The organism is Cohnella suwonensis, from assembly GCF_042655365.1.
Classification (GTDB): domain Bacteria; phylum Bacillota; class Bacilli; order Paenibacillales; family Paenibacillaceae; genus Cohnella; species Cohnella suwonensis.
The window spans coordinates 1-21,720 of sequence record NZ_JBHSMH010000068.1; the positions used below are offsets into that span (position 1 = coordinate 1).

22 protein-coding genes and 1 riboswitch are annotated in these 21,720 nt (G+C 57.5%); of the genes, 14 read left to right on the plus strand and 8 right to left on the minus strand.

Features of this window, described 5'->3' with window-relative positions:
- Window positions 1-133: 133 nt before the first annotated feature.
- Window positions 134-928, minus strand: coding sequence for an ABC transporter ATP-binding protein (locus tag ACFPPD_RS18145; RefSeq protein WP_209751410.1), 795 nt, complete (start codon window positions 926-928; stop codon window positions 134-136).
- A gap of 164 nt (window positions 929-1,092) precedes the next feature.
- Here ACFPPD_RS18145 and ACFPPD_RS18150 point away from each other — a divergent pair, with 164 nt between their 5' ends.
- The 5 genes from ACFPPD_RS18150 (at window position 1,093) to ACFPPD_RS18170 (ending at window position 5,981) form a co-directional block, all read left to right on the plus strand.
- Window positions 1,093-1,797 carry a hypothetical protein gene (locus ACFPPD_RS18150; protein ID WP_209751412.1) on the plus strand — a complete coding sequence of 235 codons (705 nt, stop codon included), beginning with the start codon at window positions 1,093-1,095 and terminating at the stop codon, window positions 1,795-1,797.
- 117 nt (window positions 1,798-1,914) lie between these two features.
- Window positions 1,915-3,189 (plus strand): stalk domain-containing protein, encoded by a 1,275-nt coding sequence (locus tag ACFPPD_RS18155; protein WP_209751414.1) that lies wholly within the window; start codon window positions 1,915-1,917, stop codon window positions 3,187-3,189.
- Window positions 3,190-3,271: 82 nt separating this feature from the next.
- Window positions 3,272-4,285 (plus strand): FecCD family ABC transporter permease, encoded by a 1,014-nt coding sequence (locus ACFPPD_RS18160; RefSeq protein ID WP_209751416.1) that lies wholly within the window; start codon window positions 3,272-3,274, stop codon window positions 4,283-4,285.
- Window positions 4,282-5,322, plus strand: a complete 1,041-nt coding sequence (locus ACFPPD_RS18165) for a FecCD family ABC transporter permease (RefSeq protein WP_209751418.1) — start codon at window positions 4,282-4,284, stop codon at window positions 5,320-5,322. The genes ACFPPD_RS18160 and ACFPPD_RS18165 overlap by 4 nt, the downstream gene beginning before the upstream one ends.
- Window positions 5,323-5,345: 23 nt before the next feature.
- Entirely contained in the window at window positions 5,346-5,981 is a 636-nt protein-coding gene (locus ACFPPD_RS18170; protein ID WP_378082775.1) for a ThuA domain-containing protein, read from the plus strand.
- Here the strand turns inward: ACFPPD_RS18170 and ACFPPD_RS18175 are convergent.
- Complete coding sequence (locus tag ACFPPD_RS18175; protein WP_209751420.1) at window positions 5,976-6,788, minus strand: helix-turn-helix domain-containing protein; 813 nt, start codon at window positions 6,786-6,788, stop codon at window positions 5,976-5,978. The genes ACFPPD_RS18170 and ACFPPD_RS18175 overlap by 6 nt on opposite strands.
- Window positions 6,789-6,926: 138 nt before the next feature.
- Here ACFPPD_RS18175 and ACFPPD_RS18180 point away from each other — a divergent pair, with 138 nt between their 5' ends.
- Both ACFPPD_RS18180 and ACFPPD_RS18185 read left to right on the plus strand, forming a co-directional pair.
- The gene (locus tag ACFPPD_RS18180) at window positions 6,927-7,736 is read left to right on the plus strand and encodes a phytanoyl-CoA dioxygenase family protein (RefSeq protein ID WP_209751422.1); all 810 of its coding nucleotides are present in this window, start codon (window positions 6,927-6,929) and stop codon (window positions 7,734-7,736) included.
- Window positions 7,737-8,266: 530 nt separating this feature from the next.
- Window positions 8,267-8,722: a hypothetical protein gene (locus ACFPPD_RS18185; RefSeq protein ID WP_209751424.1), complete on the plus strand. Its 456-nt coding sequence runs from the start codon at window positions 8,267-8,269 to the stop codon at window positions 8,720-8,722.
- A 78-nt stretch (window positions 8,723-8,800) separates the two neighbouring features.
- Here ACFPPD_RS18185 and ACFPPD_RS18190 read toward each other — a convergent pair whose 3' ends face one another.
- The 3 genes from ACFPPD_RS18190 to ACFPPD_RS18200 all read right to left on the minus strand — a co-directional run bounded on the left by ACFPPD_RS18190 (window position 8,801) and on the right by ACFPPD_RS18200 (window position 10,318).
- A complete protein-coding gene (locus ACFPPD_RS18190; protein ID WP_209751426.1) occupies window positions 8,801-9,199 on the minus strand; it encodes a GNAT family N-acetyltransferase in 399 nt (132 codons plus the stop codon).
- Window positions 9,196-9,510, minus strand: coding sequence for an adenylyl-sulfate kinase (locus ACFPPD_RS18195; RefSeq protein WP_209751428.1), 315 nt, complete (start codon window positions 9,508-9,510; stop codon window positions 9,196-9,198). The genes ACFPPD_RS18190 and ACFPPD_RS18195 overlap by 4 nt, the downstream gene beginning before the upstream one ends.
- 103 nt (window positions 9,511-9,613) lie before the next feature.
- The gene (locus ACFPPD_RS18200; protein WP_209751430.1) at window positions 9,614-10,318 is read right to left on the minus strand and encodes an RNA polymerase sigma factor; all 705 of its coding nucleotides are present in this window, start codon (window positions 10,316-10,318) and stop codon (window positions 9,614-9,616) included.
- Between the two features lie 217 nt (window positions 10,319-10,535).
- On the opposite strand from ACFPPD_RS18200, the gene clpP reads away from it, so the two are divergent.
- From clpP to ACFPPD_RS18225, 5 genes are all read left to right on the plus strand, one after another.
- The gene (gene clpP / locus ACFPPD_RS18205) at window positions 10,536-11,117 is read left to right on the plus strand and encodes an ATP-dependent Clp endopeptidase proteolytic subunit ClpP (protein ID WP_209751432.1); all 582 of its coding nucleotides are present in this window, start codon (window positions 10,536-10,538) and stop codon (window positions 11,115-11,117) included.
- 168 nt (window positions 11,118-11,285) lie between these two features.
- A complete protein-coding gene (locus tag ACFPPD_RS18210) occupies window positions 11,286-12,311 on the plus strand; it encodes a LacI family DNA-binding transcriptional regulator (protein ID WP_209751434.1) in 1,026 nt (341 codons plus the stop codon).
- 16 nt (window positions 12,312-12,327) lie between these two features.
- The gene (locus ACFPPD_RS18215) at window positions 12,328-13,050 is read left to right on the plus strand and encodes a ThuA domain-containing protein (RefSeq protein WP_209751436.1); all 723 of its coding nucleotides are present in this window, start codon (window positions 12,328-12,330) and stop codon (window positions 13,048-13,050) included.
- Between the two features lie 27 nt (window positions 13,051-13,077).
- Window positions 13,078-14,178: a Gfo/Idh/MocA family protein gene (locus tag ACFPPD_RS18220; protein ID WP_209751438.1), complete on the plus strand. Its 1,101-nt coding sequence runs from the start codon at window positions 13,078-13,080 to the stop codon at window positions 14,176-14,178.
- A 470-nt stretch (window positions 14,179-14,648) separates the two neighbouring features.
- On the plus strand, window positions 14,649-15,563 hold the full coding sequence (locus ACFPPD_RS18225; protein ID WP_209751440.1) for a DMT family transporter: 915 nt from the start codon (window positions 14,649-14,651) through the stop codon (window positions 15,561-15,563).
- Window positions 15,564-15,709: 146 nt separating this feature from the next.
- Here ACFPPD_RS18225 and ACFPPD_RS18230 read toward each other — a convergent pair whose 3' ends face one another.
- Window positions 15,710-16,618, minus strand: coding sequence for an AraC family transcriptional regulator (locus ACFPPD_RS18230; protein WP_209751442.1), 909 nt, complete (start codon window positions 16,616-16,618; stop codon window positions 15,710-15,712).
- A 152-nt stretch (window positions 16,619-16,770) separates the two neighbouring features.
- On the opposite strand from ACFPPD_RS18230, the gene melA reads away from it, so the two are divergent.
- Together melA and queF are read left to right on the plus strand one after the other, a co-directional pair.
- Window positions 16,771-18,078: an alpha-glucosidase/alpha-galactosidase gene (gene melA, locus ACFPPD_RS18235; protein ID WP_209751444.1), complete on the plus strand. Its 1,308-nt coding sequence runs from the start codon at window positions 16,771-16,773 to the stop codon at window positions 18,076-18,078.
- A 48-nt stretch (window positions 18,079-18,126) separates the two neighbouring features.
- Window positions 18,127-18,170: riboswitch (PreQ1 riboswitch) on the plus strand.
- Between the two features lie 142 nt (window positions 18,171-18,312).
- Window positions 18,313-18,804 (plus strand): preQ(1) synthase, encoded by a 492-nt coding sequence (gene queF / locus ACFPPD_RS18240; RefSeq protein WP_209751446.1) that lies wholly within the window; start codon window positions 18,313-18,315, stop codon window positions 18,802-18,804.
- An 8-nt stretch (window positions 18,805-18,812) separates the two neighbouring features.
- Here the strand turns inward: queF and ACFPPD_RS18245 are convergent, their stop codons facing one another.
- Both ACFPPD_RS18245 and ACFPPD_RS18250 read right to left on the minus strand, forming a co-directional pair.
- Window positions 18,813-20,819 (minus strand): sensor histidine kinase, encoded by a 2,007-nt coding sequence (locus ACFPPD_RS18245; RefSeq protein ID WP_209751448.1) that lies wholly within the window; start codon window positions 20,817-20,819, stop codon window positions 18,813-18,815.
- Window positions 20,816-21,478: a response regulator transcription factor gene (locus tag ACFPPD_RS18250; RefSeq protein ID WP_209751449.1), complete on the minus strand. Its 663-nt coding sequence runs from the start codon at window positions 21,476-21,478 to the stop codon at window positions 20,816-20,818. The genes ACFPPD_RS18245 and ACFPPD_RS18250 overlap by 4 nt, the downstream gene beginning before the upstream one ends.
- Between the last annotated feature and the right edge of the window lie 242 nt (window positions 21,479-21,720).

A 21,720-nucleotide genomic window follows, 5' to 3' on the forward strand; every position in this document is an offset into this window, starting at 1 on the left:
AAAAGGCGACTTTTCATCCAATAAATGGGATGAAAAGTCGTCTTTTCGTTTAATCATTATTTCTTACTTCGAAAAATCGTAAGTTCTTCAGTGGCCTCCCGACATTCGGCCGGGGTTTTTGGTGATCGAGGAACTACGTAACGATTCTTCCGTTGCCGTGAGGCACGCACAGAGGCGTTCCGTAAAGCGGATCTTTGATCACGTTCGATTTCATCAGGAACACGGATTCGATCATGTTCGCGGTCACGACTTCTTCCGGCGGGCCTTCGGCGAAAACTTTTTGATTTTGAAGGGCCACGATTCGGTGCGAATACCGGCACGCCAGGTTAATGTCGTGCAAAACCATGACGATCGTCCGCCCTTCGCGCCTGTTGAGCGAGTATAGCAAATCAAGCACTTCGATTTGATGCGTCAGATCCAAGTAGGTCGTCGGTTCGTCCAAGAGCACGATATCCGTCCCTTGGGCGAGAACCATGGCGATCCAGGCGCGCTGCCTTTGCCCGCCGGAAAGCGAGTCGACCGTCCGCTCGGCAAGCTCAGACAACCCCGTCGTATCCAGGGCGCGGCCAACGTGTTTCTCGTCTTCCTTCGACCATTGTCGGAGCCAGCTCTGGTAGGGGTACCGTCCTTGCTTGACGAGTTGGAGAACGGTCAATCCTTCCGGTGCCGTCGGACCTTGGGGCAGAAGCGCCATCTTCTTCGCGACGTCCTTCGTCGGCAGGGTAGCTATACTTTGGCCCTCGAGCAATACGCTGCCTTGTTGGGGCTTGAGAAGTCTGGCCATCGTGCGGAGCAGCGTCGATTTACCGCATCCGTTGCTCCCGATCAGCGAGGTGATTTTTCCTTTTTCGATCGTCAGGTTCAAGTCCTGAAAAACGTACGGTTTGCCGTAGCTTATCGATAGATCCCGGGTTTCCAAGGCGTTCAAACGGCTCAGCTCCTTATTTAAGCTAGATTTTAATGTCCGGGGTCTCCCATGTCAATGAAATTGAAAATCATTATCAATAAATCATTGAAAATGGTTCTCAATTCCACTAAAATGACTTAGGATCCCAATTATCGATTATAGGAAAATCATGGAGGCGAACCGGTTTGAAACGAATTAACATATTCGCGATCGCGGCGGCATTATTACTAGCGACCGGCTGCGCGTCTTCTCCGTCATCGGACAGATATTCGGCGGCCGAGCCGCAATCGTCCGGACAGCAAACCGCGGAACCTACGCAATCGGAGGGATCGGCAAGCGGGAAACCGGTCGAGACCGAAGCGGTGCCATCGTTCGCCGCGCAACCGGAGTCTTCGCCGACCGATCCGATTCCGTCCGCCGGGGCAACCGATGATCAACCTCGGGAAACGAAAGGCGAGACGAAAAAAAAGCCGACCAAAGCCGAGCAATCGATGGAAGCCAAGAAGAAGAACGAGTCCGTAGGCAAAGCGGTCACGGATTCGATCATGGACAACGGCACGGATCAAGCGGACGCGAAAAGCCCGCAGGCCGACAGGCTGAAAAAATCGGTCGACCAGCTTCGGGCGCTCGTCAAAGATCTGAAGCAACATGCCGAGGACAAAGACTCGGCGCTGATGAAAGAGGTTTCCGCCAGCATCTCGCAAAGCTGGAACGTCATGAAGCCGGACGTCGAAGCTTCCGTTCCGGACATGGTCCCCTTCATTGACGAGAAAATCGCGAAGCTGGACGAATTGCAAAAAGCGGAATCGATCGATCAAGAAGCGATGCTCCAATTGGACTACGAGATGTACCAAGCGTTTCGTCAATTGGCCGATAAAGCCGGCTTATAATGGGCCATCCGCGTTCAAGCGGAAAATTATTGTTGACAAGAAGAACAATTTCGCCCAATCTTAATGAAAATGATTATCATTATCATGTACATATTCGAAAGGTGGATATCCATTCCAATGTCTAAATCCTTATTCCGTTCGATGGCCGTATGCCTTTCCTTGCTACTCGGCATCGCTTCCGTTCCGTTCGCGGCAACGGCGGCGGCAGCGCCGATCAAAGTCGTCCTAGACGGCCAGCCCCTCGTTTTCGACGTACAGCCGCAGGTGATAGGCGGCGCTACGATGGTGCCTTATAGCGGGTTAACGAAAAAAATCGGCGCAACGCTGACCGCCGACCCGAAAACGAAAAAATTGAAAGTCGTCAGAGGGAATACGACGGTCGAACTGACGATCGGCAGCAACCAAGCGACCGTAAACGGGCAAAGCGTCAAACTCGACGCCAAAGCGATCGAGAAAAACGGCCGCACGCTCGTTCCGCTCCGCTTCCTCGGCGAAGCATTCGGTTTGTGGGTGAATTGGAACTCCGGCACGAAAACGGCGACTTTGGAGACGAAACGCACGATTAGCCACGCGATGGGCGAGACGACTCTTACCTCGGTACCGAAACGCGTCGTCGTTCTGTTCAACGGCATGGTGGACGTGTCCCTCACGCTGGGAGTCAAGCCGGTGGGCGCGGTCGAATCTTGGGTTCAAGCGCCTTGGTACCATTATCTTCGGGCGGACATGGCAGGCGTCAAAAACCTCGGCAGCGAGCTGCAACCGAACATCGAGGCTATCGTCGCGCTAAAGCCGGACTTGATTATCGGTTCGAAAACGCGTCACGAGAAAATTTACGGCCAATTGTCGGCGATCGCCCCGACCCTTTTCGCGGCGGAAGTGTTCGGATGGAAAGCAAATATGGATATGGGCGCGAAGGCCATGAATAAAGAAACCAAAGCGGCTTCGTTCATGAGCGATTGGAACAAGCGGGTCGCGGACTTCAAGTCCAAGATCGGCGACGGAGCCAAAGTCGAAGTATCGATCATCCGTTTCCAAGACGACAATACCGCCCGTTACTATAATACGGGGTTCGCCGGCTCGATTCTGAAGGAACTCGGCTTTAATCGGCCGAAACCGCAGCAAGACGAAAGCAAAGTGCTCGTGAACCTCACGACGCAAGAACAAATCCCTCTCATGGACGGAGACGTCATTTTCGACATTTCGTCCAGTTACGGCGAAGGAAAAGAATTCAAAACGCAGCAGGAGTGGCAGAAGAATCCGCTCTGGAACAATCTGAAAGCCGTTAAAAACAAAAAATATTATAAAGTAAACGATATTACCTGGAACATGTCCGGCGGTGCCACCGCGGCGAAAATGATGCTGGACGATCTGATCTTCTATTTCGATCTGTAAGAGACGAAAACCATAGGAGACGAACGAAAGAATGGGCTACCCGGCTCATTCTTTCGTTCGTCGAGGGACTGGAGCGGCGATCATGATAAGGTTGTTTTCCGGAAGCCTGTTTAAGGGCGCCGGCCTCGCGTTCGGACTTGTCGCGGTAATCGGTTGCATGTTCGCCAGCATGGCTTACGGCGCGACCCAGATCGGTTGGCCTGACGTCATTCATTCTTTCACCCAATACGACGGTACCTCGAACGCGCATATTATCGTGCAGACGTCCCGCGTGCCCAGAGCTTTCACCGCTGCCGCCATCGGGGCGAGTTTGGCCGTGTCCGGCTCGCTGATCCAAGGGCTGACGCGTAATCCGCTCGCCGATCCGAACGTGCTCGGCATCAACTTCGGCGCCTCTTTCATGGTCGTGTTCACGGTGACGCTCCTTTCCGTCACTTCGCTGCCGGTTCTGACGGGCGTTTCCTTCTTGGGAGCCGCGGTCGCCGCAATCGCGGTTTACTTGCTTGGTTCGCTCGGCAGGGACGGGTTGACGCCGCTTAAAATCATTTTGGCGGGGGCGGCGTTAAGCGCGCTCTTTTCCTCTTTCACGCAGGGGATGCTCGTCCTCGACGAACAAAGCTTGAACGAGGTCATGTTCTGGCTGACGGGCTCCGTCGCGGGCCGTTCGCTGGACATGCTGGAAGCCGTTCTGCCTTTGATGGCGACCGGCTGGATTGCCGCTATCGTGATCGCGAGGCACATGAACGTATTGACGATGGGCGAAGATACGGCGCAAGGGCTCGGTCAACGGACATTGTTCATCAAGATGGGCGCCGGCTTCATCATTATCGCGCTGGCCGGCAGCTCCGTGGCGGTAGCGGGGCCGGTCGGCTTCATCGGGTTGATCGTACCGACGATCGCCCGCCTGTTCGCCGGGAACGATTACCGTTGGATCATTCCGTATAGCGCGGTTCTCGGGGCGATTCTGGTACTTCTCGCCGATATTGCTGCCCGTTTCGTCGTTCAGCCAGAAGAGTTGCCGGTAGGCGTCATGACCGCGATCATCGGCATTCCGGCGTTTATCGCGATCGCCAGAAAGGGGAGCGTCAAGAAGTGAAAAACTATTCGCACGTTCGGTTCGGGAAGCTTCCTATTTCTTTTTTACTACATAAAAGGACGATTAAGCTAACTATCTGGCTTGCCATCGCTTGCTTCGCGGCATTCCTGCTGAGTACCGCGCTCGGGGATATGAGAATTCATCCTTTCGACGTCGTCCGCGCGATTTTCGGCAGCGGTACCGAGGAGCAGACAATCGTCGTCCGAACGCTACGCCTCCCGAGAATCATCGCCGCGTTTCTTGTCGGCGCATCGTTGGCAAGCGCCGGCGCCATTTTGCAGGGGATTATCCGCAATCCTCTCGCTTCGCCGGACATCATCGGCATTACGAGCGGGGCATCCGTTGCGGCGGTCGCTTTTATTAGCTATTTTGCCGGAACGGTGAGCATTTCCTGGCTGCCGGTCGCCGCGATGATCGGCGCGGGAATGACCTCGATCGTCATTTACTTGCTGGCCTGGAAAAAAGGCGTGACGGCGCTTCGGCTCGTTTTGATCGGAATCGGAATGAACTTCCTGCTCGCGTCCATGACCAAAGTAATGCTCGTCATGAATCCGATCTATACTTCGGCGCAAGCTTACGTATGGCTCACCGGAACGGTATACGGCACCGATTGGAGCATCGTCCGGATGATCGTTCCTTGGGTATGCGTCTTTATCCCGCTCGCTTTCGCTTTATCCAGAAACATGAACGTCCTTCAGCTTGGCGACGATATCGCCTCGGGTGCGGGAAGCGCCGTCCAACGGCAGCGCTTCGTGCTTCTGATGATCAGCGTAGCGTTGGCCGGAGCCGCCGTATCGGTCGGAGGAGCCATATCTTTCGTCGGGTTGATCGCGCCCCATATGACGCGCAAGCTGATCGGGCCGTCCTTCGGGGGCTTATTGCCGGTTTCCGCTCTAATCGGCGGATTAATGGTCGTCGTCGCGGACACCGTGGCGAGAACGGCCTTCCTCCCCTACGACATACCGGTCGGCGTATTTACCGCCGGAATCGGCGCCCCTTTCTTCATTTATTTGTTGTACCGGAATCGGAATTCGTAGCCATTCGAAACAGGAGGCAACCGATGAGCGATATTCAAGCGTTGGCGTTAGGCAATTATTCCGATGCGATCTGGCATCCGTTCGCCGGGATCGACAAGGAAATCGAGGGGATATTCGCGGGAAACATCGACGTCCGAAGCACCGGTGACTACGGCATGCTTAAGGAAGAGTATCTCGCTCCCTATCGGCTGTTTATTTCGTATACGGAGTTTCTGGAAGAGAAGCTACCGCAGGACAGAGTCGCGGCGTTGCTGTCGTTCGTCGCCAAAGGAGGCGGCTTCCTCGGCATCCATACGGGCATTTCCCTGCAACGAAACCAAGAGCTGGCGTCGATGATCGGCGGAAGATTCACGCATCATCCCGACTACGCGACGCTTCCGGTGAACATTATCGAGCCGAACCACCGGATCATGGACCGCGTGGAACCTTTCGTCGTGACCGACGAGCCGTATCGGTTCGACTTCGATCCGTATATCCGGACGACGATTCTCGCGGAATACGAGCACGAAGGCCAGAAATGGCCCGCGGCGTGGACCCACGAGTTCGGCCTCGGCCGAATCGTCTACTTGATGCCGGGTCACGACTTATCGGCCTTTAAGGTCGAGGCGTACCGGAAGCTCATCCTGAACGCCGGTTTGTGGGCGGCGAAGCGGTTATAGCCGGCGCGTCTGATCCCGCCGCTGCTTATAAGTTCTCGGGCTGACGCCGTAAGCTTGGCGGAACAGCATGGCGAAATGATTATAATTGCGAAAGCCGACATCGTACGAGGCTTCGGTGGCCGTCCTGCCCATGCGTTCCATGAGCAAGGCGGCCTGCTGGAGCCTCATGCCGTTAAAGCGCTCCACGATGGATTCTCCCGTTTCTTGCTTGAACAGATGGGACAATCGCGACGCGGACAAGCCGACCGCCTTGGCCACGTCGGCAATGCGGATTTCTTTGTTCAGCGATTGGGACAGGAGCCGGACGGCTTGCTCGATTCGCGGGTCGATTCTTTTCTCCAGCCTGGAGGCGAGAAGCAGCACGACGTTCCTCAGAGAATTCTCGCAGAGAGCCCGCCAGTAACTGCCGCGGTCGCGGGAGTCTTGGATCAGATGCTGTAAATCGCGCTTTACGCGTTCGCGGAGCTCGCCTTCAGGGAGCACATGCACGAGCGCCTCCTCATCGGGCAAATAGTCGGTTTCCGGTAGTCTACGGAAATGGGCCCAGAGGAAGTTCCAGCGTCCTCCGGCTACGGTTCCGTATTCGTGGGGAACGCCCGACTTGAGCAAGCAGACGGCTCCTTCCGTCATTCTTTGCTCGCCGGCAGGCGTGCGGATGAACCCTTCTCCATGTATCGTCAAGAAAATCAACCAGTCGTCCATCCCGGCCGGTCGCCGGTATCCGTAACTGTCGTCCTCGTCGAAATGCCCGCCGAATATATCCGGGTCCGTTGGAATGCCTGGGAAATGTTCCGGTCGATCGGACATGCGAGTCCCGCCTTTCCTTGTTCATATGCCGATAGCAGAATACCGGTACTTTATAGCAGTAATGTTACTTCTATAAACATACCGAAAGCCGTATTCTAACGTCAAGAAGTGCATACGAACTTGCGAAGGAGAATGACCATGAGCGTTAAGACTAACGTTTTGTCGGAAGAGCAAGTCAACCGGTTCGAGAAAGAGGGGTTTCTGGTCGTCAAAGGCTTGTTCTCCGAAGAGGACTTGCGGACGATCGAAGCAACCTTCGAAGCCATAAGCCATACCGCCGTGCCGGGGTACTTCGAACCGGATTTGAGCGGGGAGACGGATGATCCGTTGAAGCGTTATCCGCGCGTCATGCATCCTCACCGGTTCAACGGGACGGCGAAGAGCTATATGCTCCACGAGCCGGTCATGAACGTATTGGCGGGCCTATACGGAGAAGAGGCGCTGGCCGCGCAGAGCATGTTTTATTACAAGCCGCCGGGTTCACGCGGCCAAGCGCTGCACCAGGATAACTTCTACCTGCAAGTCGAGCCGGGCAATTGCATCGCGGCATGGACGGCAATCGACGCCGCGGACGAAGAGAACGGCGGACTGCTCGTCGTGCCGAAGACGGGCGACTACGCGCTCGTCTGTCCGGACGTCGCCGATGCGAAAGAGTCGTTCACGTCGCATTACGTGAAGCCTCCGAAGGAAGAGAAGGCAATGCCGGTCGTCATGGACAAGGGCGACGTGCTGTTCTTCAACGGCAACCTGATCCACGGCTCCTATCGAAACAAGTCGAAGGACCGGTTCCGCAGGGCGTTCATCTGCCATTACGCTAATTCGTCCGCCACGCACATCAATATCCATTACCGCCCGTTGTTCCGGCAGGACGGCACGGAGGCAGACCTGGAGGCCAATCCGGACGGCGGCCCGTGCGGCATCGAGTTCGAGAACGCTTATCCTCATTGACGATGGGGAGCGACGGTGCTCGCACAATCGGCCCCGCGAGATATCCCGAGATCTCGCGGGGCTTTCCGCGAAAGCAAGTAACTCTCCGCTCGGAGTCCCGTTCGAGTCGGTGTTAGCTCGCGAAAGTAAGTAACTCTCCGCTCGAAGTCCCGTTCGAGTCGGAGTTAGCTCGCGAAAGCAAGTATCTCTCCGCTCGGAGTCCCGTTCGAGTCGGAGTTAGCTCGCGAAAGTAAGTAACTCTCCGCTCGGAGACCCGTTCGAGTCGGAGTTAGCTCGCGAAAGCAAGTAACTCTCCGCTCGGAGTCCCGTTCGAAGCGGAGTTGCTGCACGAAAGTATGTAACTCTCCGCTCGGAGTCCCGTTCGAGTCGGAGTTAGCTCGCGAAAGCAAATAACTCTCCGCTCTGCGGAATACCGTTGTCACGGCGCAATCGATGACCGTCACGCATGCCCGCGGTCACTACCGGATGACTTGGCGCTTCGAATACACTTGATTCAAGTCGAGTATTCGAATGGAAGAGGAGAGATCAAGATGCATGAAAAAACTCCAAGCAACAGCAGTGGCAATACTAAAGACAAAACCAAAGACATGGCGGCGCTCGTCGCGGCTATCGTCATCGCGGCGTTGATCGGACTATGGTGCGGCTTCGTCGGCTGGCAAGCGGAACGCGCGCCGGCTCCGACCGGCACCAACGCGAGCGAACGATCCGACGCTAACGGCGGCGCCGAGCTGGCCCGACGGATCATCGTCTATAAGGAAGATCCGAGTGCGGCTCCTATCGAGACCGAAGCACCGGACGATGACGGCGGCGCCGAATTGGCTCGCCGGATCATCGTCTACAAGGACGGTTCGGGTGCGGCTCCGACCGAGACGGAAGCGCCGGACGATGACGGCGGCGCCGAATTGGCCCGCCGGATCATCGTCTACAAGGACGATCCGAGTGCGGCTCCGATCGCGACGGAAGCGCAGAACGAAGCGATCGGTTGATCGATCGCGGGCCGGGCACGCGAAGAGGACCTCGTCTTCCCTTACGTGAGGAAGAGGTCCTTTTGTCGAGCGCGCCGTTCACCGGATTCGCGGAATCAGGAACGCGTTGTCCTTCTTCTCGAAGCCGATGCGAGGATAGTAATCCATAGCCGAAGGAGCGGAAAGGAGCAACAACGCGACTTCATCCCCGAGATGTTCCCCGAGCCGTCGCACGAGCTCGGTGCCGATGCCTTGCTTCTGATGCTCTTCGCAGACCGCGAGATCGGACAAGTAGCAGCAATACGAGAAGTCGGTTATCGCCCGAGCGATGCCGACCAGCCGATCTTCGCTCCACGCTGTCACCGTCACGTCCGCGTGCTCGATCATTTTCCCGATGCGCGCGAGATCGTCCGACGGCCTCTTGATGCCGGAGCTGCGGAACACGTCGGATACGTCTTCCGGCCGCAATGGGGCGTCGATTTTGTACACGAACGTCATACCGTCACCTCTATCTTGAATTTTTCATTCCGATAGGACAACGATAATCGCGATCTTGACTTAGCGGAAGAGCCAATTCCCGGCGATCGCGCAGGTCCAATCGGCTCAGCGACCCGCCGCACGTGCGTCATCCTGTCCCCGTAAGAGAAACCCAAGCCCGCGCTTATTTCCCCGCGTATTTCGTCTCCGTCCAATACTTGCGCCCGAACGCCGTCCGCCCGCAGCCGTTCCTCGACGATTCGCGCAATCGTCGATTTGCCCGATCCGGACAAGCCGACGATCCAGCATACGGTTCCCGTGGTCGCAATCACCTAATCGGAGTCGAAACGGCAAGAAGTAGCGACTAGGCATCCGACATAGGAAAACCCGCATGCCGTGACGAGGCGATGCGGGTTCTTCCTTTGATGCTTGGGGTTATGCGGCGCATGCACGCGCATCGTTGCCGGCGGCGCTGCCTCCAGCGGCTGACAAGGCATGAATCCGCCGCGTCCGAAGCAAGCCGATCGCCGATGCGGGCTCCAGGTCGTTTTGTTGGACGAGCGCGAGCAGAGAGGAGACGTCTCCCATCCGATAGGCGGCCGCGAGCGACCGAAGCAGCAGCTTCGCTTCCTCGTTCTTGGCGGCAGCGGGCGTCTCGCTCCGAAGCGCATCCCTGACGCGGGGCAGAGCTTGCCGGGCCCGGTGGAGCGCGGCTTTGACGGCGCCCTCCGTCGTTCGAAGCAGGGCGGCGGCTTCGACAGCGGAGTAACCGAATACGTCCCGCAGCAGGAAAGCGGACCGTTGGAGAGGAGGCATAGCCGCCATAAGCGCCTCGAAGGCCGACTCTGCCGCCAAGTCTCCCTCGTCGGGAGACGTCGACATGTCGCCGCTTCTCTCCGTCCGCAAGAGCCGCTTTAACGTCGCGTATCTTCTCGACCGGTCGATCCATGTATTTTTCGCGATTCGCAGCAGAAGAGCTTCGGGATTGAGATGGTTCGGGCCGATCTTCGCCCCGAGCGTCTTCGCCCACGTCTCTTGCGCAAGATCCTCTGCGTCCCAGCGGGATTCCGTCAGCGACAGGCAGTAGCGGCTCAGCGCGGCGTTCATTCGCTCCACATCGCGGCCTTCCATTTCCGTCATCGGGTCATTCTCCTTTACATGGTCTAATCCTCGCTACGTAAACGAACGAGGCGGCCGAAAAGATACGCGAACGCCGCCGAAATTCTTACTTTTCAGTGTAATCGTATTCGTCCCCCGGGTAAATCCGCATTCGGCGCCATCGCCCGTATCTTTTGCCGGTCTCCGTTCGTTTACGTGACGCAAGCGACCATCAGCCAACGAAAAGAGGGATTGCCGAATGAGCAATTACGTGCCGTACGTCGTCGAACAGTCGCGGGGCGGGGAAAGGTCCTACGACATTTATTCCCGATTGCTGAAGGATAGAATCGTGTTCTTGGGGTCGGCGATCGACGATCAAGCGGCGAACAGCATTATCGCCCAGCTGTTGTTCTTGGCGGCCGAAGATCCGGAGAAGGAAATCAGCATGTACATCAATTCGCCCGGCGGTTCGATCAGCGCGGGCTTCGGCATCTACGACACGATGCAATTCATCAAGCCGCCGGTGCACACGATCTGCATGGGGATGGCCGCTTCCTACGGCGCGTTCCTGCTGCAAGCGGGAGAGAAGGGCAAGCGGTTCGCGCTGCCGAACAGCGAGATCATGATCCATCAGCCTTCCGGCGGCGCGCAAGGCCAGGCGAGCGATATCGCGATCAGCGCGAAGCGCATCCTGCTTATGAGGGAGAAGATCGTGCGCATTACGTCCGAGCGGACGGGACAGCCGGCCGAGCGGGTGGAGAAGGATCTCGACAGGGACTACTTCATGACCGCCCAAGAAGCGCTCGAATACGGGATTATCGACCAGATCATCGGCGCATAATCGAAAGCCCTTTCTCCCGGGACGGAGGAAGGGCTTTTTGCTGGGCGATCTATTAGATTAATATTTCCATCGGTGCACCCTATTGGATCCCGGCATTGACGCGGCATGCTCGGCATGCCATAATGTACGCGTGTACATTAATGGGTTCCGAACAGGAGAACGACCACATTGACGAATCGGAAGGAAGTCGCGAAGCTGGCCGGCGTATCCGAAGCGACCGTGTCCCGGGTATTGAACGGAATCGGGCCGATGAAAGAAACGACGAAGAAGCGGGTGCTGGAAGCGGCCAAACAATTGAACTACGAATTGAACGCGGTCGCGTCGAGCTTCGCCAGGGGACGAAGCGGTAATCTCGGGGTCGTCATGCCTCACGTGCCGAAGGTCCATCTTTTCTCGACGTATTATTTCTCCGAACTGCTTAGCGGCATCGGCGAGGCGGTGAGGTCCAAGGGTTACGGCTTGCTTCTGTTGTTCCGCGACCCGGCGACTGCATTCGATTACGTGTCGTTGTACAGGACGCAACGGGTGGATGCGTGTATCGTGCTCGGGGCGAGCGGCATCGCGTCGGAAGCGGCGGGGGTGCGACGGCTCGCGGAGGAAGGGCTGCCTTTCTGCGTGATGGACCAGAGCTTCGACCATCCCGGTACGGGCATCGTCGCCGCCGATCACGAACGGGGCGGATACGACGCGGTTAGGCATTTGCTCGATAAGGGCTGTCGGCGCATCGGCTTCCTGAACGGCTCCCCGCAGTATTCGAACAGCTCGGACCGTAGGATCGGGTACGAGAGAGCGCTGCGGGAAGCGGGTATCGAACCGGACGGGTCGATCGTATATGAGGGCAACTATAGCCGCACGAGCGGAAGGAAGGCGGCGGAAGCCGTCTACCGCGACTTGGACCGGCTGGACGGCATCTTCGTCGCCAACGACAGGATGGCGATCGGGCTCATCCAAGAGTTGCGGGCAAAAGGCTGCGACGTACCCGAAAGGCTAAAGCTCGTCGCGTACGACGATTCCGACGCGGCCAGCTTGACGGAGCCCCCGCTGACGACGGTGAAGGTACCTTTCTACGAGATGGGCAAATTGGCCGCGGAGAAATTGCTTGTCCGACTGTCGGGCAAAGAGCAAGACGATGCGTTGCCGATCAACGAAAAGCTTCAAACGGAATTGAAAGTCAGAAAATCCAGCGGCGCGTGAGAGGAAGGCAATGAAAATGGCGAAAAAAGCATTGATCGTATGGGGCGGATGGGACGGCCATCAACCGAAGGAGGTCGCGGAGATCTTCCGCGGCCAGCTCGCGGAGGCAGGCTTCGAAGTGGAAGTGTCGGACACGTTGGAAACGTTCGCCGACGGCGAGAAGCTGAAAGGGCTCGACCTGATCGTGCCGGTATGGACGATGGGACGCATCGAGCAGGAATGGGTCAATAATGTATCGGCGGCCGTTCAGAGCGGCGTCGGCTTGGCGGGCTGCCACGGCGGCATGTGCGACTCGTTCCGCGACAACACCGATTGGCAGTTCATGACCGGCGGGCAATGGATCGCGCATCCGGGCAACGACGGCACGACCTACACGGTCGAGATCAAAGGCGGCTCCAACCCGCTTGTCGAGGGAATCGACGATTTCGAAGTATCGACGGAGCAATATTATCTGCACGTCGATCCGGCGAACGAAGTGCTGGCAACGACGCGTTTCCCGGTCGCTCCGGGCCCTCATTCCCCGAATAAAGCGGTCGACATGCCGGTCGTGTGGACGAAGCGTTGGGGCAAAGGTCGCGTGTATTACAATTCCTTGGGCCATCAGGCGAACATTATGGAAATTCCGGTCGTGAAGGAACTGATGCGCCGGGGCTTCAACTGGTGCGCGGAAGGCAAGTCGCTGGCGCCGGCGGGAGACGGTCAAGAAGCTTATACCGGCATGATGGATAATCAACTTTAATCGACAGGTAAAGGGAGCGCGGCATTCATGGAAAAAATCAAAGTCGGCATTATCGGCACGGGCAATATAAGCGGCATTTATTTTCAGAACGGCAAACGGTTCGAATCGATGGAAGTCGTCGCGTGCGCGGATCTCGACGTCGCCCGCGCGAAGGCGAAAGCGGAGGAGCACGGCATTCGCGGGTATTCGGTAGAGGAAATGCTCGCGGATCCGGACGTTCAGATGATCATCAACTTGACGATCCCCCAAGCGCACGCTTCCGTGTGCATGCAGGCGCTGGAAGCGGGCAAACACGTCTACGTGGAGAAGCCGCTCGCCGTCACGCGCGAAGAAGGCGAGCGCGTTCTCGAACTGGCCAACCGCAAAGGGCTGCTCGTCGGCAGCGCGCCGGATACGTTCCTCGGGGGCGGCATCCAGACGGCGATCAAGCTTCTCGACGACGGCTGGATCGGCACGCCGATCGGCGCGACGGCGTTCATGCTGTGCGGCGGCCACGAGACGTGGCATCCGGCTCCGGAGTTCTATTACCAGAAGGGCGGCGGCCCGATGTTCGACATGGGGCCTTATTACTTGACCGCGCTCGTCGCGCTGCTCGGGCCGATGACCCGCGTGTCGGGCTCGACCCGCATTTCGTTCCCGGAGCGTACGATCACGAGCCAGCCGAAGTTCGGCCAGCAAGTGAAGGTCGAAGTGCCGACCCACGTCGCGGGCATCATGGACTTCGCGGCAGGCCCGATCGGTACGCTGCTGACGAGCTTCGACGTAAAGGGCAACACGACGTTGCCGCGGATCGAAGTGTACGGAAGCGAGGGGACGCTTCTCGTGCCGGATCCGAACGGCTTCGGCGGCCCGGTCAGCATCTGGCGCGCGGGCTCGCGCGAATGGTCGGAAATCCCGCTGTCGCACGGCAAAGTTGAGAACGCGCGCGGAGTCGGCGCGGCGGATATGGCCCGCGCGATCCAAACCGGACGCAAGCACCGCGCGAACGGCGACATGGCGCTCCACGTGCTGGAGGCGATGCAGGGCTTCCACGAGTCGTCCGATCAAGGCAAGCATTACATCATGAAGAGCACGTGCGAACGCCCGGCGCCTCTTTCGCTCGGCTTGGCGGATTTCGGATTGGACTGAGCGAAATCGAATAAGCGGGCAAAGGGCAGTCCTCGCGGTCGTCGTCTATGACGGCTCCGGGGACTGCCCTTTGTTAGCGTTATATTGGTGCAGCGGGGAACGCTAACCGTTTAGTCGCTATTGCCCCGAATCGCACCCAAACGAAGAAATAGCGTCGCCACGCATCGCTAATGCGCCGAAATCGCGATAAACGAAGAAATAGCGTTGCCACGCATCGCTAATGCGTCGTAATCGCGATAAACGAAGAAATAGCGTCGCCACGCATCGCTATTGCCCCGAAATCGTGTCAAACGAGGAATAGCGTCGCCACGCACCGCTAATGCGCCGAGGCCGCGCCTTCCGAAGTCGGCGAGCCACCCCATATAACAAAATAAGCGAGCGGATAGACTACTTTCGTTATTGCGTTGAGGGTGCACATCCGTCAAACTAGGCAAAGACGTCAACGAGAGAGATGGGGCAAGAAACTCCGCATGGACAAAAAATGGATTTATTACGTAGGTTTGATAGCGGTCGCGGCGATCTGGGGCGCGAATTTCGGCGTGTCGCGATCGGCGATGGAAACGTTCGACCCGATTTTATTCGCGTTTTTGCGGTTCGGGTTGGCCGTGCCGTTCTTCTTCTTGATTCTTAAAATAAGGGAAGGAAGCGTCGGAGTCCCATGGCGAGTCGCGTTGCAGTTCGCGCTGATCGGGCTCGTCGGCATCACCGGGCTTGAGATCGCGGTCATGTACTCGATCAAATACACGACGCTCGCGAACGCCTCGCTGCTGAACGTCGCGCCGTGGCCGATCTTCACCGCGTTGTTCGCTCCGTTCTTCGTAAAGGAAAAAATGACGATGCGACTGGTCGCGGGCGGAGCGGCGGCAATGGTCGGCGTCACGTTCATCATTCTCGGAGGGGAAGACGGGCTCGATTGGTCGTCGAAGCATATGGTCGGCAATCTGCTCGCGTTCGGGGTAAGCGTCATCGGCGCCTTGTACAACCTGGCGTGCATGCCTCTTATGCGCCGATATTCGCCCCTTCGCGTCAGCGCATGGATCATCCTGTTCGGCAGTTTGTTCATGTTCCCGTTAACGCTGGGAAGCTGGGGCAAGGTCGATTGGGACGGTCTTGGAACCGGCCACTACGCCGCGATCGCCTACAACGTTCTGATCAGCACGGTGTTCGCTTTCGTAGCGTGGAACGCCTCCATGTACAAAATCGGCGCGGCGCGGGCGAATTTCTTCCGTTACGTCGTTCCGGCGGCGGCGGTCGTCGCGGGACTCATCTTCTTCGACGAGAGCATCGCGGGCTGGCAGATCGGCGGAGCGGCGTTCATGGCGGCCGGACTCGTCTGGATCAGCCTCGAGCGCAAGCCGGCCGAAGAGCCCCGGCTCACGGAGTGAAGGGAACGGCGTCGGTTAAACCGATAACGGAATGATTCAAGAGAATTCCCGTACACGGAGACGTGTTACGGGATTTTTAACGTTACATACTTATCCCATTATGAATCTTCGCAATGTTGCATCAGCGATCTTGATCCATGTATCCGCTAATCCAACGAAATCCTCGCGTCCGTCGCGGGGTTGGAGCGCTCCGAACCCGTCCGGAGCGCTTTTCTGTATTCGGTCGGCGACCGTCCGTTCCGCTTGCGGAACTTCTTCGAGAAATAGAGGGCGTCGCCGATGCCGACGGAGGATGCGATCTGCTCGACGGTCATCGCCGTCTCGTCCAGCAATTGCTCCGCCCTCGTCATTCGCACGTTCATGAGGTATTGCATCGGCGAGAGTCCCGTTGCTTGCTTGAACAGCTTGCACAGATGCGTCCGGTGATAGCCGAGCATGGCGGACATTTGCTCGATCGAGATCGTCCGCGCGTATTGGAACGTCAAATATTGGACTGCTTGCTTGACGACGTAGTCGCTCGCTTTTTCGGTCGCGGCCTCGTCTGCGCCGGTTCCGGGGCGACGCTTGGCGAGACCGAATTGCCGGAGGAGAAGCCTCGCCCATCCCCCGGCTTCGAGGTTGGCGAGCTCGGGTTGGGCTTCCGTCGGGAAGCATTCCCGCAGCTGCGCGTAATAGCTTCTGACTTTGTCGTTCAAGCTGCCGGCAATGACCGCGTCCGCCGGCGTCGCCCCGACCCCGGCCAGCAGCTCTTCGGTCCCTCGGCCGACGAGGGCGACCCATGCGTACGTCCAAGGCTGATGCTCGTCCGCTTGATAGAAGAACAATTCGCCGGGAAAGATGACGAACGTATCTCCCGCGCGGCAAGCGTAAGTACGCCCGCCGATCGAGAACGTGCCGCGACCGGACAGGACGGTGTGAAGGAGGGTATAGTCGTGGACGGCCGGTCCCATCTTATGAAGAGGAACGGTTTGCGCTTCCCCGCTGAACAGGACGGACGGTTCTCCTTCGAGGGGAGAGGGATTCATGCTGATCATGAAATAGTCGTGTTCGTGCATAATCGGCCGCACCTGCCCTATCGTTGATCCTCTTACTATAACAATTAAACGACAAATGTCCATATAGATGCGCGAACCTTCCATAGGCATGCGAATCCGCTTGCAGTAGATTAGGGGTAGCGGCTCATTCACATTCAACGGAGGTTTTTCCATTGTCCAAAATCACTTTTATCGGCGCGGGAAGCACGGTTTTCGCGAAAAACGTGCTCGGGGACGTCATGCATACCCCGGCGCTTCAAGGGTTCGAGATCGCATTGTTCGACATCGATCCTGTTCGTCTGAAAGACTCGGAGAACATCCTCAATAACATCAAAAAGACATCCGGCAGTACTTGCGTCATCAAGTCGTTCTCCGACCGAAAGGAAGCGCTGCGGGGAGCGAAGTACGTCGTGAATGCGATCCAGGTCGGCGGCTACGACCCGTGCACGATTACCGATTTCGAGGTGCCGAAGAAATACGGCCTGCGCCAGACGATCGCGGATACGGTCGGCATCGGCGGCATTTTCCGCAATCTGCGGACGATTCCGGTCATGCTCGACTTCGCGGCGGACATCCGCGAGGTATGTCCGGACGCGCTGTTCCTGAACTATACGAACCCGATGGCCGTGCTGACGAACGTCATGAACACGTACGGCGGCGTCAATACGGTCGGCTTGTGCCACAGCGTCCAAGTGTGCGTGCCGGACTTGTTCAAGAACCTCGGCATGGAGACGGAAGGCGTCAAAGCGAAAATCGCCGGCATCAATCATATGGCATGGCTGCTCGAAGCGACGAAGGACGGCGTCGACATCTACCCGGAGATCAAGCGCCGCGCGGCGGAGAAACAGAAGGAAAAGCATCACGATATGGTACGTCTCGAGATGTTGCTCAAATTCGGCTACTACATCACGGAGTCTTCCGAGCACAACGCCGAATATCATCCGTACTTCATCAAGCGCAACTATCCGGAGCTCATCGAGCGCTTCAACATTCCGCTCGACGAATATCCTCGGCGCTGCGTGAACCAGATCGAAGGCTGGAAAAAAATGCGCGAGGACCTCGTGAACGACGCGAACCTGGAGCATAAGCGCTCGCACGAGTATGCGTCCTACATCTTCGAAGCGATCGAGACCGACGTGCCGTTCAAGATCGGCGGCAACGTCATGAACACGGGCGGCCTTATCGCCAACCTCCCGCGCGAGGCGTGCGTCGAAGTGCCTTGCCTCGTCGACCGTACCGGCATCAATCCGACCTACGTGGGCAATCTGCCTCCGCAGTGCGCTGCGCTCAACCGTACGAACATCAATACGCAGCTACTGACGATCGAAGCCGCGATGACAGGCAAGCGAGAACATATTTACCACGCGGCGATGCTCGACCCGCATACGGCCGCCGAGCTGTCGATGGACGACATCGTGGCGATGTGCGACGACCTGATCGAAGCGCACGGGGATTGGCTGCCGAAGTACTCTGTGGTATAGTACGGAGGCAATGCGACTTAAGAAGAAAATCCGAGACGGAGATCCGGCTCGGGAGAGGTTCGCGAACTCCCTCTATAAAAAACTAAGAAAAACGCGCCGTTCCTTGCCGCCTCGGTTGCCGCGCTTCGTCGCGGCGGCCGAGGCTTTAAGCCGGGCGCCGTTTTTTCATGTTCTTTAGCAGAAAGTGGGCGTTCCATGGAATCTCTCTCTTCTCATCCGAAGGGAGATTTTTTTATGCGCACTCAAGACGAAATGAAAGACATCACGCTGCTGGGCAGCCAAGGGACCCGGTATTCATACGAATACGATCCGGCCGTGCTGGAGGCGTTCGACAACAAGCACCCGGGACGGGACTACTTCGTGAAATTCAATTGCCCGGAATTCACGAGCCTGTGCCCGATGACCGGCCAGCCGGATTTCGCCACGATCTATATTTCGTACATTCCGGACGTCCGGATGGTCGAGAGCAAGTCGCTCAAGCTCTACTTGTTCAGCTTCCGCAATCACGGCGATTTCCACGAGGACTGCATGAACATCATCATGAACGACCTGATCGCCCTCATGGCTCCCCGCTATATCGAGGTATGGGGCAAATTCACGCCGCGCGGGGGCATCTCCATCGATCCGTATTGCAACTGGGGCCAACCCGGAACGAAGTACGAGGCGATGGCGGAGCACCGTCTGATGAACCACGATCTGTATCCCGAGAAAGTAGACAACCGGTGAGCATGCCTTTATAACGCCTTCCGGTCTTCGGCCGATTGTCCCTGCAGAGGCAACGTAATCGCGATCTCGCAACCGGCGGGAGCGCCGTCTTCGTCGGTCGAGGAGCCGACGGAGAACGTTCCCCCGAGAAGGCGGATGCGTTCCATCATCGTCGTCAGCCCGAAGCCGAGTTTCGCTTGTCCATAAGGCACGCCGTCGTTCCACAGTCGGATGTCGAGCGTATCCCCGCCTTCGGACGGCCGTAGCGAGTATTTGAACCAACTGCATCGTCCGTGGCGGATGCCGTTCGTCAGCCCTTCCTGCAGGGCATGGTAGACGACCTGCTCGGTGAGACGGCCGAGCTCGCGGGGGATGTCGATATACGCTTCGATCGCGACTTCCATCGTCTCGACCGTCTCGCGGATCAATTCCCGCAAGGACGCTTCGATATTCGCGTGCGGCGCGTCGGTCTTGAGCATGCGGACGGTTTTGCGAATGTCGTCCAAGCCTTTGCGCACGAGGCCGCTTACCGTGTCCAACTTGCCGATCGGCAGAGCGCCTTCCTTGGCGGCGAGTTTCTTGCCCGCTTCGAGCTGAACGATGGCCGCGGTCAACGTGTGGCCGACGACGTCGTGCATCTCGTGCGCGATCCGGTTTCTTTCCTCCAACACGGACATTTCCGCCATCGTCTCCGCTTTCTCGCGCAGCGTGTCGGACAACGAACGGTTCACTTCTTCAAGCTCCATCGTACGGGTCGCTACCAGCTGCTCGAGATTGCGGTGGAATTGCTCCAGTTCGGAATTCTTCGACTGGAGCTCTTTGGCGTTCCGTTCGGATTCCCGGTAGACGCTTCTCACGCGGTAAATGAGGATCATGGCATTGCAGATCATGAACAAGAACAATCCGTTCGCGAGCAAGTTGCCGATTATCGTAAGCAAATAAGGCGCATGAATCAACCATTTGTCCAGCGAGGAGAACGAATTGGACAGGATGTGCCCAAGGCCGCAGACGACCTGGACGATGAATCCTCTGCGCAGCCATTTCTTCTCGATGGGCGGTTGCGATACCGCCGGGTACTTGAACATCGCGAACGTAACGACGCCGATCGAAGCCAAGGCAAGCCATGGAAAACCGGCGGTAAGCATTTTCCAATACAACGTCGGGCTCTTCAGGCCGGCAACGAAACACGCGACCGCGTAGATGAGCAGCGTGTTCTTGGTGATGCGGACGGGAAGCCGGTTGACGGAACCGAGCGCTTCGGCGTAAAGCCCGGCGAACGCCCAGACGCCGATCGGGAGCAGCAGGTCCCGCCAATAGTACAGCGCGCCGACGTCGGCGAACCACTGCAGCGACGTGCAAAGGAACAGAAGCCCGAAACCGGCCGTGAACGCGAGCGTCGAGAACCAGAAGAACAATTTCTCTCTTCTTCTCGCGTACAGGACGATGCCGGCCAAGGTCGCGACCATATAAAGCACGGCGTAGACGTACCTTACGGCATCGTTGCGAAGAAATTGGGCAAGCATCTGGTCCGGGTTTCCGGCGAGAATCCAGGCGTTGGCAAAAAAAGGCAGGCGATCCCATTCAATGCGAAGAGACAGCGTCTTGCCTTCGTCGCCCGGATCGATGCGGATCGGGTGGCGAGTCATGAGAAATTGGTTATAAACCGGTCCGTCATCCATGTTAAAGCGGTATACGGACCGCCCGTCCAACTCGACTTCGAACCGGTTCATGCCTCCGACGAAGAGATAGGGGTTTCTCCAAGGAATGGCCGGCAGCGTCCGCTTGACCCATATCGTCCCCGTATATCGCTCCAGCTTGCGCCATTCCGATTCGCCGAACGCCTGCCATTGATCCGCCCCTTCGACTGGAGGCACGGGGCCGTAATGAACTTGCCAGTTTTTCGATAAAGAGGCGACGGGAGACCTTTGGTTGCCTAATCCGACGTCTCCTTTAATGTAAAAAGAGGGGACGAACAACGCCAATACGGCGGCGCAGAACGTCAACCAGGCGATCAGGGATAGGGTTGCTTTTCTCATAGGATCACGTACTCCTTCAGGAGGCCGATCGCGAAAGCGCGGTCGTTCGTGCCGATCTTGCCGTAGATGGCGCTAATATAATTGCGTACGGTTCCTTCGCTCATGTACAGGCAGGCAGCGATCTGCTTGTTCGGTTTATCCTGCAGCATGAGCAGAATGATTTCCCGTTCCTTCTCGTTAAAAAGCAAACCCCGGGCCTCCAACGCGCGTTCTCGGAATCGGCCGGTCTCCCCGGCGTTTCCGAGGCTTAACCGCTCGGTCATCTTGGCCGCGATCCGGGATGGGAGCATCAAATGGCCCTTGACCGCTTCGCGGATCGCCCGCACGATCTCCTCGCCGACGACGTCCTTTAGCAGGAAGCCGTCCGCGCCGGCGGCCATCGCTTCGATAATCCAGTGGTCTTCCATGAACGTCGTCAAGATCAGCACGAGAGTGCCGGGATACTCCCTCTTGATCGCTTTCATGCTCTCGATGCCGTTCAGGCGGGGCATGCGGATGTCCATTAGAACGACGTCCGGCCGAAGCGATGCCGTCAATTCGACCGCTTCTTGTCCGTCGGCGGCAAGCCCCGCGGTATTCATGTCGTCCTCCAGGTTGATGATCGTCTGGAGGCCTTCTCTTAGCAGAGTCTGATCATCGGCGATCAATACGCGTATCATGGACACCATCTCTTCGTTAGGATGCTTCCAGATTAACACAGCTTTCGGCCGGTGGGAGGATTCCAGGGCGATGTCATGACAAAAATGACTAAAATCGTGACGAGGGTCACGCGCGATCGCAAAAAGCCCCCGGCTCGGGAGCGGAGGCCACTGAAAAAGTCCATTAACTCGAAAAGGTGCAGACCCTCTCTATTTTTGAGGGGACTGTACCTTTTTCTTGTATAATCAAGGTATAACGTCGG